Source organism: Acinetobacter rathckeae (genome assembly GCF_015627125.1).
Taxonomy (GTDB): domain Bacteria; phylum Pseudomonadota; class Gammaproteobacteria; order Pseudomonadales; family Moraxellaceae; genus Acinetobacter; species Acinetobacter rathckeae.
The window spans coordinates 92,265-106,465 of the sequence record NZ_VTDO01000007.1 but is presented as its reverse complement, the minus strand read 5'-3'; the positions used below and the strand labels follow the sequence as shown (position 1 = coordinate 106,465).

Here is a 14,201-nt window from a genome sequence, read left to right as displayed (position 1 = left end):
CATCGTTAATTACCCCTGCCACAATTTTAAAGTTTTCTTTTAGGCTTTTATGAATGTCCATACCTTCTATTAAAGTAATAAATTCTTTATAGTCTTTGGCACTTAAAGGCGATAAATACATGGCACGAAAAGAAGGGACAAAGTAACTCATTCTGCCACTCTTGGTTTCTCTAGGTCGTGGCACCACATGATTCAAAACCCGATCAAACAAATAGATACGGCTTTTATCCATGAAATGGTCTTTGTTGGCCACAATATCTATATTGGGTGGGTTGCCACAATTTTTTCTATAGGCATGATGTGCGATTTCTTCTTGCTGAAACCGGTAGTATTTAATGGCTTTATGAATAAAATAATACGCAGTCAAACTGACGCACATTAAAATAAAGATTGTCCATTTGGGGTGTTTGATCTTCACGGGTTACTCTACTTTAAGTCAATGTTGTGACAGGTATCTACAGGGTCTGACTGTTCTCGTCCGTTAATACCAGAACTTGGTATTTTGGTATCTTTTCCAAACTGCACATAATCTTTTGTTTCAAAACGCCCGATTTGTCCAATCAGTTCGATATCACTGGTTTTTAAACCTAGATTAGGGTCTTTTTTTAAAGCTTCTGCTAAATTAGTAATATCTTTTAGTCTATAAATATCTTCTTTAGGATTTCTTTCTTTCATATACTTTTGTTGCTCTAATAATTCGTTTACATCACAACAATAACGATAAAATGGAAACTTTAAGTAATGGGTTAAATACTTCATAGGTGGGTATGGGTCTGCCTCAATGTCGGCTTTTTCTTCAAAGGTAATTAAACCGTCTTGTAAAGGAATAAACTTGATTGGATTAATTGGATCTTCATCATGTAAGATACTAAACTTACGTAAGTTATTCTTAAAGAATGTGATGTAATCTTCACGGCTCACATCTTGATTAGCAATGAAATAACGCACTTGCCCACCATCGTTAATTACCCCTGCCACAATTTTAAAGTTTTCTTTTAAGCTTTTATGAATGTCCATGCCTTCTATTAAAGTAATAAATTCTTTATAGTCTTTGGCACCTAAAGGTGACAAATACATGGCACGAAAAGAAGGGACAAAGTAACTCATTCTGCCACTCTTGGTTTCTCTAGGTCGTGGCACCACATGATTCAAAACCCGATCAAACAAATAGATACGGCTTTTATCCATGAAATGGTCTTTGTTGGCCACAATATCTATATTGGGTGGGTTGCCACAATTTTTTCTATAGGCATGGTGTGCGATTTCTTCTTGCTGAAACTGGTGGTGTTTAATGGCTTTATGAATAAAATAATACGCAGTCAAACTGATGCACATTAAAATAAAGATTGTCCATTTGGGGTGTTTTATTTTCATGTTTTACCCTACTTTAAATTTATGCTGTGACAGGTATCTACAGTGTCTGACTGTTCTCGTCCGTTAATACCAGCACTTGGTATTTTGGTATCTTTTCCAAACTGCACGTAATCACAAAAAAGGGCACTATTACATTCTGCCAGTAACCCAACCATCAATAGCTTGACGATAAAACCTGCCGAGGGTCTGTATTTAAATTTCATTTTCATTAAAAAAATCAATTTGGCTGTATGATTACATTAAGTTGGAAAATACTTATTTCTGGGTTAACAAACTTTTAGGCCTTACGCTTTCAGCATCTTTAAATAAACTAAACGTTTGGTTTACATAATTCACAACACCTGATATTTGTTCCATATAGTTTAATAATTCAGGTGTTTTCTCAGCTTTAATAAGCTTAGTAGAACGCGAAGGATCAAACCCATCAAACTGACAATAAAATAAAGGTTCACCACGTTTTAAAATTAAATCTTGCGTTGTATCATGCCATTCAAATGCCCACATTAAAGGTCTTGGCCAAATGTGAATCGGAAAACGTCCACCAAAAATAGTGCCAGGCAGTGGATTCTTTCGATAATGACAAAATGCATCTAATTGCGTGATATAAGCAACCTCATCTGCAACAAAACAATATGGAAGTTTGAGTTGGAGAATCGGAATCTGTGGTGATCGCCATTCTTTTTCTTGTACTAAACTTAAAAGTTTAGACAATTTATTTTGTCGAACTGCTGATTTATCACCCAAAACATTGACAAGAGTAGGCTTACCTTCTGAGTCTCTCGCAAACCTTAAGTGCAAGTCATACGGACAATTAATCACAAAATAGCGACTTTCTAATTGTAAAATTGCAGGACAACGAGATGCAGATTTAGCATGTCTATTCTGAGACATACTTCTTAATCGGTAAGGTGCTTCAAAAAGTAGAGCACCCTGCTCTTCCGTTAAAAACCAGCCCACTTGTAAAGGCCCATCTAAAGCCTTTTGCTCACAATCACCTATTGTAAAATTTATTTCCATCTACTTTCCCCAAATCACTTTCATTTACGTATCAATGATTAAAACAAATCAAACACTCTTGAACTAAAGCCCCCTGTAATTTGTAGTAAATTGATTTGTGCTTGTAAAAACTGATATTTCGCTTGCGTCAGCTTTAACCGTGCGTCATACAACTCTTTTTCAGCCCGTATACGTTCAACATTGCTCATTAAGCCATAGCGTTGCCCTAAAGTACTTGAAGTGACTTTAGTTTCATTGGTGTATACCAATGTTTCTAATGCATGTATACGCTGTTGCCCTGTTTGAACTTTGCTGTAGTTTTCAATTACGCTTAAACGAACTTTGTCTTGAGTAATACGCAACTCACTTTGTGCCACTTGTAGACTTGCTTGCGCTTGTCTAACTTGGGCTTTGGTTTGCCCACCGGTAAAAATGGGCAGATTAATACCAACCCCTACATAGGCTGTACGTGTATCTTCAGCTTGGTAAATGCCTGTATCACTGGGGTTGTAGGTATAGCCAGAAGACAACTCAACTGTGGGATAGTAGTTCGCTTTAGCAATTTTCAACTCCTGCTGTGCTTTATTAATGAGTTGTTCTTGCATTTTTATTTCTAGGTTGTGTGATGTTGCTTTACTTTGCCATGTAGATAATGTCTCTTCTGGAAAGTGAAGCATGTTTAATTGGGTGTTCTTCATTTCACTCAGTGCAATCGAACGTCCAACATAAGTTTCTAATTGAGCCAATGCTTGTTGTAATTGAGCTTGAATATCTAATTCATCTGCAAATGCCGATTCATATCCTGCTTGTGCTTCTTGCACATCTACAATAGAGACCACCCCTTTTTCAAATTGAACTTTTGCTTGCTTTTGTTGCATTAAAAAAGAGGCTTGGGCTTTTTGGCTACTGAGTAACGACTCTTGTGCAATAAGCACATTAAAGTAGGCTTCTGATACTTTTAATAAAAGCTGTTGCTCGGTTAAGTCGAGTTGCTGATGGGCAATCTGAAGGATGACATCTGCATTTTTGTACTTATACCACTGGCTTAAGTTGAAAATGGTTTGTGTCGCACTCAACCTAAAACTTTGGCTATTTCGTTGTAGCTGTCTAGGTTGAATCTGTTTTTGTAACTGATACGCACCACTCATGCCAATTTGTGGTAACAATGCGGCTTGAGCAAGGGGTTTTTGCTGTGCTGTCACCATATATTCATAACGGCTTTTCTCTAATACCGCAGCATGGTTTTGTGCAGATAGCATGGCTTCTTTTAGGCTTAAGGCATATGTGAGTGGTGTAGTCCCTAAAAGTAATCCAACCATGAGTGCACGATAAAGAGGAGATCGAATAGTCATGGTTATCGCTCTCTCATACTTTCATCAACTTTGGTTTGCAATGGGCTTAACAGATACGAAATAACACGACGTTTGCCTGTTTTAATTTCTGCAGAAACATTCATCCCTGCATCTAATCGTACCTCTTTTCCATCAATATTTAGCTTGTCTCGATCAAGAGTAATAATGGCACTATAAACTAAGCCTAAATCCTTATTTTCTACAGCATCAAAGCTCACGCTTTTTACTTTTCCTGTTAAATAGCCATAGCGGGTATATGGGAAAGATTCCACTTTAATTACAACCTCTTGTCCTGCACGAACAAAGCCAATATCTTTGTTCGGTACAATGGCTTCGACCTCTAGTCGGTCTTGTGGAACAATGGTCATGAGCGGTTGTGCGGCTGTAACCACGCCACCTAAGGTATGTGTAGCCAATTGTTGTACTGTGCCATCTACAGGTGAATTAATTTGCATAAACTGTTTACGTTGCTGACTTTTAAGTAACTCAGCAGCCAATTGAGGAATTTGTTCATTGGCTTGTCTGATCTGATCAAAAGCCTCTCGTTTTAAGTTTTGGCTATTGAGTATCAGCTCATCTTCAGCTTGCCGAATAGCATGTTGTACTTGCTCAGCATTTTGTCTTTGACTCATCAAATCATTTTTAGCTTGAATGTATTTACTTTGTTGCTCCAATAAGTTGTGTTTTGCTAAAAAGTTTTGTGAAACTAACTCTTGATAATCTGAGGTTCGTTGCTTTTCAATATCTGTCATAGCCACCAATTTTTGAATCTGTGCTTGAGTAGATGCACGCTCAGCTATGTGTTGCTCTTTTACAGAGATAAGCTGTTTATTCTTAGTGAACCATGCTTGGTATTGGTTAGAGACTAAATGTTCTGCTTGAATTTTTTCTTCTGTACTGATTGATGACAGTACTTGCTGAATGATGACGGAATCGTGAGGTTTGGCAACGGTTATGACTTTGTCTAAAGAGATATATTTTTGTTGATCAAGTGACTGTAAAAGCGATTCTGCACGCCATTTAGCAATATAGGCGGCTTTTAACGCATCATAAGCACGCTGATAATCTGTATCAGAACCAACCCCTGCAAGTTGTAGTAACGTCTCGCCTTTTTTAACCACCTGTCCATCGTGGACATTAATCTTTTCCACCACCGCAGTTTCTAAAGACTGTATGGTTTTACTGCGTCCACCTAGACTCGTTTTCCCTTGTGCTGTCGCAACAATATCGAACTTACCAATCAGTGACCATATCAGTGTTAACAGTGCAAATAGTATAATTAAACGTGCAATCCACTTCGGGGCAGCAGACAATGGGGTTTCCGTCAGCTCTAAATGTGCAGGTAAAAACTCTCGCTCATCTTTATCACGCTTGGGTGGGTCAAGTTGGTCTCGAATGGCCCACACTTGTTTCCATATTTTAATATATCTTTGAATAAAATCTTTAAGGGCTTCTTTATACATAGCACATACCTAAGATGACTGTAGATCAAATAGGTATTTGTAATACCCTTGTTTTTGCAGTAACTCTGCGTGTGAGCCTTGCTCAACAATTTGCCCTTTATCCATGGCCACAATTCGATGACAGCCACGTACGGTAGATAATCGATGGGCAATAATAATTACTGTTCGACCTTGGCAAATAGCACGCATATTTTTCATAATGGCATGTTCAGACTCATAATCAAGCGCACTGGTTGCCTCATCTAAAATAAGAATCCGTGGGTTGACCACCAATGCTCTGGCAATCGCAATACGCTGACGTTGTCCGCCTGAAAGACCTGAACCTTGCTCTCCAACCACCGTGTCATAGCCCTCAGAAAGTTCTGAAATAAACTCATGTGCACCTGCAAGCTGTGCCGCTCGAATCACACGTTCAAGTGACATACCAGGGTCACTTAAAGCAATGTTTTCTCGAATACTACAATTCATTAAAATATTTTCTTGCAGAACGACACCAATTTGTCGACGTAGCCATGCAGAGTCGGCTAATGCTAAATCATTGCCATCAATTAAAACTCGCCCATTTTCTGGAACATATAAACGTTGAATGAGACGTGTAATGGTACTTTTTCCTGAGCCTGACCGACCAACAAGGCCTAATACTTCACCGGCACGTATATTTAAAGAAAAGCCTCTTAAAACTTCAGGTGCATCTGGACGATAGCGAAAAGAGATTCGTTCAAATTGAATTTTTCCTTTAATTTCGGGGAGTGCCATACGACTGGTTGGGTTTTCAGTCGGTGTATTTAAAATATCTCCCAAACGTGCAACAGAAATTCCCACTTGTTGAAAGTCTTGCCACAGTTGAGCCAAGCGAATTACAGGTGCGGCAACTTGTCCTGCAAGCATATTAAAAGCAATCAATTGACCGACTGTTAAATCTCCTGAAATGACTAGTTTGGCACCGAACCACAATGTTGCGACCGTGACGAGCTTTTGAATCAGTTGTATCCCTTGTTGTCCAATAGTCGCCAAACGGGTCACCCTAAACCCTGCCGAAACATATGCTGCAAGTTGTTGATCCCATCGACGAGTCATTTGTGGTTCAACCGCCATCGACTTAATGGTACTAATTGTTGTCACTGACTCTACTAAGAAAGACTGACTGTCGGCATTTCTTGCAAACTTTTCATTCAACCGAGTACGTAAAATTGGACTAATACTGGCAGACCACAGTGCATATAAAGGCAAAGAAGCCAATACAATTAATGTCAGCCAACCACTGTAGTACCACATCACCGCTAAAAAGATGAATGAAAAGCAAAAGTCTAAAACTGAAGTGAGTGCTTGACCGGTCAGAAAGTTACGGATTTGTTCTAATTCACGTACACGAGCAACAGTATCGCCTACTCGGCGTGTTTCAAAGTAACTGATGGGTAAACTGAGTAAATGCCTAAATAAACGGGCACCAAGTTCTACATCTATTCGACTGGTGGTATGTGCAAAAATATAGGTTCTTAGCCCACCTAAAGTAATTTCAAAGAGTGTAACCACTAGAAAAGCGATCGCAATTACATCTAATGTAGAAAACCCACGATGGACTAAGACTTTATCCATCACAACCTGAAAGAATAACGGTGTAATCAGTGCAAAGAGCTGTAAAACCACTGAAACTGCAAGAACTTCTAAAAAAATTCGGCGGTACTTAATGACCGCCGGAATGAACCAAGTAAAATCAAATTTAGCTAAATTACCAAGTACAGAAGCACGTGACGTGACTAAAATTAACTGCCCTGAATAACGCTGCTCAAATTCAAGTTTAGATAAAAGTATGGGACGGTTTTGTTGTAAGTCTTGAATGAGAAATTTATCATTATCAATTTTTGCAAGAATAAAATGTTGCCCATCTTCTCTCCAAACTAAAGCCGGAAGATTAGCTAAATGCAATCGTTCTATTTTTTGGGTGGTAGAGCGTGCTTTTAAACCTAGTTCTTTGGCTGCCAATAACCAAGCGGTTTGGTCTAAACCTTTGCCACTGTGTGCAAATCTATGTTCGATATCTGCCATATTGGCTGCAATACCATGGTATTGAGCCAAGACCATCAGGCCAATTAATGCATAATCTGCTGTTTTTTTTTCAGGCATGGCTGATGATACAGCGCCTTTTGTTTCTTCTAAATGAGTCATAAAATTATTAAAAAACCAAAACTAGTTATCATTTAAGATTGAATTAAGATTATTAAATAATAAAATTATTACAATGTAAATACATATTATATAAAATGTAATTTTATGTACTTTTTAAGGTTTTATAAAAATATATCTTTTTTTGTATATAGAGTAGCTAAAAAATCCTTAGACATTGAAAAATATTGTTTTTCAATATAAAAATTTATAAAGATAAGGTCTTCAATGAACTAAATTACTGAATTATTTTGTACTTTGGATGAGTTTTGCAAAAAACTTAACGTAGCGTTAGAAAAAACCCTCATTTCAAATCAAAAAACACAACAACGAAAATTTAATTTAAGAATCCAAAGACATCTTATGTTTAAAAATTAAGCAACGAGAGAAAAAAGTATTACTGGTTGATTTTATAGGTTTAAGTTACATCTAATCATAAATTACTTAGGAGAGAGAATTAACCTAAAACTAATATCAGCGAGGTGTACATGACACAACGCTCATAGAGCAATTGACACGTGAATTAAAAGACATATTACTTGTTGATAAGAATAGTTACCTGAGTAAAGCAAAGACTGAAATTTTAGTATCAAGAGGATTAAAGCTTATTACCCCAAGATGTCGTAAGATAAAACAAAACCAGCCTGTGCCTGATGATACTAAAGCATTACTTTCAAAACGTGAACTGATTAAACCGTCAATGATCCACTTAAAAAATTACATTATATTGAGCATTCAAAACATCGTTCAGGGCTCAAGTTTATGCTGAATATGATAGCTACTGTTGTTTCAGAGGCTTTGGACACATAAAATATGCAAAACAATTAACATAAGGAAGATTAATTGTATACCTATAAAGCTCTTTTACATACCATGTGCTAAACAGACTATCCATCACCCATCGCTAAAATAGCAATATTTTCAACTCCTTGAGTATCATTTAAATATTGTGCCACGCTTAAAGCACGAACACCCTGCCGACATACCAAGACCAATCTTTTACTCGGGTCAGACCAATGCAATACCTTACATTCATCGACACTCATTCGAATGGTTGCGTCTATTGTAGGTGCTGTTTTTAACTCCTGCTCACTACGTAAATCCACCACATAATCATTTGCTTGCATAGATTGCATATCTATAAATGTCATTGCTACATGCGCTGGCTCTTCTGCCAAATGAAACTTCATGGTTTTATTTTGCCACGTGGTAAAGTCAAATTGAAAAAACTGTCCCAAAACCGAAGGTTTAAAATCTAGCAATAGGCTTAAAGCCACTTGTGCTTGCATCGCCCCAACAACAGCAACTGCCGAACCCATCACACCTTGTGTATTACATGACCCTAACTGCGTTGAAATTCGTGGGAAGACCGCACGGTAACTCGGTGCACCTGCGCAAAATGCCCCAACATAACCCTCTCGCATCATCACCGATGCACTCACAAAAGGAATATGACATGCAAAACATGCATCCGATAACAGATATGTCGTCACAAAATTATCTGCAGCATCAATCACTAGATCAATATCTTGTAATGCCTGTTGAGCCTCTGGCACATATAAACGTGTGGCATGGCCTTCAATCACCACATCGGGGTTCAATGCCTGCAATGTCTGAATGGCAGCATGCACCTTCTTCACCCCAATATCGCTCATACGGTACAAGGTTTGACGATGCAAATTACTTTCATCCACCACATCTGCATCGTACAAACGAATAAACCCGACCCCAGCCCCCACCAAAAGGGGTAATACCTGACAGCCTAGCCCGCCTGCACCCACCACAAGCACACGGGCATTGTGCAATTTGTGTTGCCCTTGCTCACCAATTTCAGCCATTTGGGTTTGGCGACAATAACGCATAACACCTCCTAAAACAGTGAAGCTAAGCCATAGGCAGGCGTGGATGCATGTGCCATATTTCGCTTCGGCATCAAACCTGCCTGATATGCCGCATGCCCTGCTTCAATTGCAGATCTAAATGCGCCCGCCATTTGAACGGGTTTCACCGCTTTTGCCACAGCAGTATTTAGCAAAACGGCATCAAAACCCATTTCCATCACCTGTGCCGCTTGGCTCGGTGCACCAATGCCTGCATCTACAATTAACGGCGTATCAGGGAAATAAGCACGCATGGCACGTAAGCCTTCTATATTACGCACCCCTTGCCCTGAACCAATCGGAGATGCCCACGGCATGAGTACCTGACAACCCACTTGCAATAGTTTTTCAGCCAAAACCAAGTCTTCTGTCATATAAGGAAACACTTGAAAACCATCTTCACATAAAATTCGCGCCGCTTCGACCAATGCAAAAGGATTGGGTTGTAAGGTGTCGGCATGACCAATCACCTCTAATTTAATCCAATTGGTTTCAAAGACTTCACGTGCCATATGTGCGGTGGTCACAGCCTCTTTTACCCCAAAACAACTGGCCGTATTGGGCAAAATTTTCTTATTGGTTCTTTTAAGCAACTCACGAAAATGTGCCCCCCCAGATGCACCCTCTCTGCGTAAACTCACCGTAATAATTTCTGTACCAGAGGCATCAATCGCTTGTTCTAATGTCTCAGGAGATGGATAACCTGCTGTGCCAAGCAACAAACGAGATTGTAAAGGAAAGTCATAAAGCATTGTTTTATCCGCCTTGCATGGGTGAGACCACTTCAATGCTCATCCCTTCAGTTAACTCAGTGGTTGCATATAAAGAACGTGGTACAAAATCAGTATTGACAGCCGTTGCAACTGACTGAATATCAATCTCTTTTGATAATAAAAACTCTTTTAAATATACACAGCTGGTCACAACAACTTGACCATTAAATATAATCTTCATCAATTCACCTTTGATGTACTGAGTAACTGAATAAACTGCTCTGCTAAAACAGGTGCAAGTAAAAACCCATGCCGATACATACCATTAATAAAATACCGTCCCTGCTGATACTCAATTTTAGGTAAATTATCAGGAAATGACGGACGCAAGCCTGTGCCTGTTTCCAAAACTTTGGCTTCGGCAAATGCAGGATTCAATACATACAATGAGGTCAGTAACTCTAATAAAGCCCTTACACTAATTTTCCCTGCATCTTGGCTTTCTAACATGGTTGCACCGAGCATAAACTGCCCCTCTGCACGAGGCACTAAATAGCATGGAAACCGAGGGTGTAAAAAGCGAATTGGACGAGAGAATGTTACATCATGACTTTGTAAAATCAGCATTTCCCCACGCACGGCACGTAAGTTTTGCAACTGATCTGTAGCAGCAATACCCCGACAGTCAATGATTTGACCACTCGGTGCTTTGCTGTGAAACACCACGCCGTGTTCAATAAGTTTTTTTTTGAGCTGTGCCAAAGCATGACGAGGGTCTAAATGTGCTTCATCTGCAAAAAATAAGCCTTTTTCAAAACCATCTGCAAGGTCAGGTTCAAGTGCTCGTGGGTCAACCCACTGATGGTTTTGCGTCCTCTGGGAAAAATACTGTAATTCTTGCCGATCTCTTGCAGGAGCAACCACCAATGTGCCCTTTTTATGCACCGTTTGAATGTTCTTTTGCCACCACTCAATGCCTTTCAGACCTTGTTCAGTGACATACGCACTGGCACTTTCTGCCTCACAGTATGGTGCAAGCATACCACCTGCCCAGTGTGAGGCAGCAATATGCGCTGATGTAATCACTTCACAACGTTCACCCGCTTGCATGAGTGCAGTTGCAACACATAAACCTGTCACGCCATCGCCTAAAATAGACCACGTCATGACCATTTACTCATCTTTAAAAAAATATACATCGTAGTCTCTCTGGTTGAGACCCGTGATTATGCAGAAGATCATCATCTTATATGTCTTCCTACACCCGCATCGACTGGGTCAGGTTCAAAGGGTCGCTCTAATAGCCTCTCAGTCTTAAATACAAGACTCCCCCGACAGCCCACATACTATCCTATATTTTACGCTTATGTCACAAGCCAAGAAAAAACCCATCAAAACCGCCCGAATTTCAGGTCATTTGATGGGTTCATTCTCACTTTCATACCAAGGTATAAAATCACACCTTAAAAGTGCAAAGTATTTAAAAAATCAGCTCTACACCTAAACCATATCGCCAGTCTTTTTCAACTGCCTTGCCTTTCTCGCCTTTTTCATAAGCATAGGCCACATCTACAAAAGGGCGAACCCGCTTATTGATTTCATAACGGGTTTTTATCCCTGTTTTAAACTCAGATAAACCTGATTTTGCGGCCTCTTTAGACTGATCACGAAAAACAAATTCGGCATCAACATACGGCTGCGTAATGAGTTTTTGTGTTAACAAAAAGTCACGCTCTAACGCCACACTTGCACCCAAAAAACCATACTGACCTGCATACACATAGGCTTTGGTTTCAAAAAAGTATGGGGCTAAACCTAAAATACCCACCACAGCATCAACGCGTTGGCTGTCTGAATTATTGCGTTCTGCCTGATACTTTACACCTGCCTGAACATCCCAAAAATCTGAAACATTACGGCTATATAATGCAGATACATTATAATTTGGCTGATGGCTTTCTGCTTTATTAAAACTGGCTTCAACAAATAAACGATTTTCATCTGTACCTATCAAGCTTTCCAAACTTGAGCCAAAAGTCCCTTGACCATCTTTATTCATAGACCATTCATTGGATAATTTAGTGACTTGATACACCTGATCACCATGTTCAGCCATATGATGCATTTCAATCGCATGACTTTGGGCAAAACTTAGCTGAGCAAGTCCAAGTAAGCTCATAGACAGAACGGTTTTAAACATGATTTGATTAGTGGTTTGCATGTGGATTTACCCTCTGTTTTTGTGCAGGCACAGGTGTATTTACATTGGTACTAGCATCAACATTGGCAACGACCAGTTTATTCATCATCCCTGCCGCCATGTGGTACATCAGATGACAATGTATTGCCCATTCACCCAATTCATCAGCGGTGAGTAATGCAGTAACGGTCTGACCTGGTGGCACAATTAAGGTATGTTTATTTGGCATATTGCTTGGGTCTTGCCCATTTTCAAGTTGCATAAACATGCCATGTAAATGCATTGGGTGTGCCATCATGCTTTCATTCACAAATTTCAAACGCACACGCTCGCCATATTTCACCGTCAAAGGTTGTGGTGAATCACTATACTTTTGGCCATTCATAGTCCAAATATAACGTTCCATGTTTCCACCCAAACGTACTTCTATTTCACGATCTGGTGCTCTGGTGTCTTTTTGTGGGGTTAACGATTGTAGGTCACTATATTGCAATGCTTTATCACCCTTCGGTGTTGATGCATTCGCCCAACCATACACAGGCTCATTTTTCTGACCATTTGGCATATCTTTCATCGAAGACATATCATGGTTCATACCTTCATGCGATGGCATGTCTTTCATTGCTGACATATCATGATTCATACCTGCATGTGACGGCATATCTTTCATCGAAGACATATCGTGGTTCATACCTGCGTGTGACGGCATGTCTTTCATCGAAGACATATCATGATTCATACCTGCGTGTGACGGCATATCTTTCATTGCTGACATATCATGATTCATACCTGTATGTGACGGCATATCTTTCATTGCTGACATATCATGATTCATACCTGCATGTGACGGCATATCTTTCATCGAAGACATATCATGATTCATACCTGCGTGTGACGGCATATCTTTCATTGCTGACATATCGTGACCTGCATGACCCATGCCCATGTCTTCCATCGTTAATAAAGCACGAGGACGAGATTCGGGCATGACAATCTGTTTTACAGGTGCAGTATTGGCATTGTGCAATGTACCAATAGAGAAACCACTACGGTCAATCGACTCCGCTTCAATCTGATAATTGGCTTGTTTAGGCTCAACCACCACATCATAAGTTTCTGCTGTACCAATACGGAACTCATCTACAGGCACAGGTTTTACAGGTTGTCCGTCTGCGGCAACCACGGTCATTTTTAAATGAGGAATACGCACATCAAAAAAAGACATCGCCGATGCATTAATAAAGCGTAAGCGAATTTTTTCACCTGACTTGAACTCACCTGTCCAATTTTGTTCAGGTGTTTTACCATTCATTAAATAGGTATAACCCGTCACATCAGACATATCAGTTTTCAGCATACGCATCTGATCCCACATCGAACGATCTTTCCATGTTGCCTTTAGACCATCACGCTTCACTTGGTTCAACACATCAAAGACCGTTTCACGCTGATTTTGATAATAATCTGCTTCTTTCTTCAGATTCTTCATGATCTGTCCACTGGTCGATGCATGAAAATCTGACAACAACACCACATAGTCACGATCAGTTTTTTCATAACTTGCTAGCGGTACTTTGCCTTTTGGATAAATCACCAATGGGCCATACAAGCCATCTTGCTCTTGCCCTTTACTGTGCGAGTGATACCAATAGGTACCATTTTGCACTACTTTAAACTTATATTCGTAGGTCTGATGTGGTGCAATACCATTAAACTGATTGAGTCCAGGTACACCATCCATAATCCCAGGTAAAATCAAACCATGCCAATGCAATGAGGTATCTTGATTTTTAAGATGATTATGCACACGTATCACCGCCTCATCTCCCTCTTCAAACTCAAGCAATGGTGCAACAAACTTGCCATTCACCGTGTGTCTTTTAAGGGGTTTCCCTGTCACATTGACCATCTGCTCATCAATATTCAGGTCATAGATTTTCACTGCAGCAATGCTCAACGTTGATGTAAACAACCCTGCCCCTAACAGTAAAATATGAATAAAACGCTTTGACATGTAATCACCTTTAAAATGCAAAAAACTCATAACGCACACTGGTTAT

General features: G+C 39.6%; 12 protein-coding genes, 1 pseudogene and 1 riboswitch. Of the genes and pseudogenes, 1 reads left to right on the top strand and 12 read right to left on the bottom strand.

What is annotated here, in order from left to right:
• The 6 genes from I2F31_RS11165 to I2F31_RS11140 all read right to left on the bottom strand — a co-directional run.
• Positions 1 to 418, bottom strand: a 418-nt coding sequence (locus I2F31_RS11165; protein WP_195773905.1) for a hypothetical protein, incomplete at its 3' end; no start/stop codon positions are given.
• An 8-nt stretch (positions 419 to 426) separates the two neighbouring features.
• Positions 427 to 1,374 carry a hypothetical protein gene (locus tag I2F31_RS11160; RefSeq protein ID WP_195770158.1) on the bottom strand — a complete coding sequence of 316 codons (948 nt, stop codon included), beginning with the start codon at positions 1,372 to 1,374 and terminating at the stop codon, positions 427 to 429.
• 255 nt (positions 1,375 to 1,629) lie between these two features.
• On the bottom strand, positions 1,630 to 2,391 hold the full coding sequence (locus I2F31_RS11155; protein WP_195770160.1) for a hypothetical protein: 762 nt from the start codon (positions 2,389 to 2,391) through the stop codon (positions 1,630 to 1,632).
• Positions 2,392 to 2,429: 38 nt separating this feature from the next.
• Positions 2,430 to 3,722, bottom strand: coding sequence for a TolC family outer membrane protein (locus I2F31_RS11150; RefSeq protein WP_195773904.1), 1,293 nt, complete (start codon positions 3,720 to 3,722; stop codon positions 2,430 to 2,432).
• Positions 3,723 to 3,724: 2 nt separating this feature from the next.
• Positions 3,725 to 5,185, bottom strand: a complete 1,461-nt coding sequence (locus tag I2F31_RS11145; RefSeq protein WP_195770164.1) for an HlyD family type I secretion periplasmic adaptor subunit — start codon at positions 5,183 to 5,185, stop codon at positions 3,725 to 3,727.
• Between the two features lie 9 nt (positions 5,186 to 5,194).
• Positions 5,195 to 7,309, bottom strand: a complete 2,115-nt coding sequence (locus I2F31_RS11140; RefSeq protein WP_195773906.1) for a type I secretion system permease/ATPase — start codon at positions 7,307 to 7,309, stop codon at positions 5,195 to 5,197.
• A gap of 535 nt (positions 7,310 to 7,844) precedes the next feature.
• Between I2F31_RS11140 and I2F31_RS13355 the strand changes: the two are divergent.
• A pseudogene (locus tag I2F31_RS13355) lies at positions 7,845 to 8,117 on the top strand (transposase); the annotation flags it as partial.
• A gap of 118 nt (positions 8,118 to 8,235) precedes the next feature.
• Here the strand turns inward: I2F31_RS13355 and I2F31_RS11130 are convergent.
• From I2F31_RS11130 to I2F31_RS11105, 6 genes are all read right to left on the bottom strand, one after another.
• Positions 8,236 to 9,210, bottom strand: a complete 975-nt coding sequence (locus tag I2F31_RS11130) for a HesA/MoeB/ThiF family protein (protein WP_195769561.1) — start codon at positions 9,208 to 9,210, stop codon at positions 8,236 to 8,238.
• Between the two features lie 8 nt (positions 9,211 to 9,218).
• The gene (locus I2F31_RS11125; RefSeq protein ID WP_195769560.1) at positions 9,219 to 9,980 is read right to left on the bottom strand and encodes a thiazole synthase; all 762 of its coding nucleotides are present in this window, start codon (positions 9,978 to 9,980) and stop codon (positions 9,219 to 9,221) included.
• 4 nt (positions 9,981 to 9,984) lie between these two features.
• A complete protein-coding gene (gene thiS / locus I2F31_RS11120) occupies positions 9,985 to 10,182 on the bottom strand; it encodes a sulfur carrier protein ThiS (RefSeq protein ID WP_195769559.1) in 198 nt (65 codons plus the stop codon).
• Positions 10,182 to 11,108: an FAD-dependent oxidoreductase gene (locus I2F31_RS11115; RefSeq protein WP_213014874.1), complete on the bottom strand. Its 927-nt coding sequence runs from the start codon at positions 11,106 to 11,108 to the stop codon at positions 10,182 to 10,184. Before I2F31_RS11115 ends, thiS begins: the two co-directional genes overlap by 1 nt.
• Before the next feature lie 71 nt (positions 11,109 to 11,179).
• Positions 11,180 to 11,284, bottom strand: a riboswitch (TPP riboswitch).
• 137 nt (positions 11,285 to 11,421) lie between these two features.
• A complete protein-coding gene (locus I2F31_RS11110) occupies positions 11,422 to 12,162 on the bottom strand; it encodes a copper resistance protein B (RefSeq protein ID WP_195769557.1) in 741 nt (246 codons plus the stop codon).
• Positions 12,149 to 14,155, bottom strand: coding sequence for a multicopper oxidase domain-containing protein (locus tag I2F31_RS11105; RefSeq protein ID WP_195769556.1), 2,007 nt, complete (start codon positions 14,153 to 14,155; stop codon positions 12,149 to 12,151). The genes I2F31_RS11110 and I2F31_RS11105 overlap by 14 nt, the downstream gene beginning before the upstream one ends.
• Positions 14,156 to 14,201: the final 46 nt, after the last annotated feature.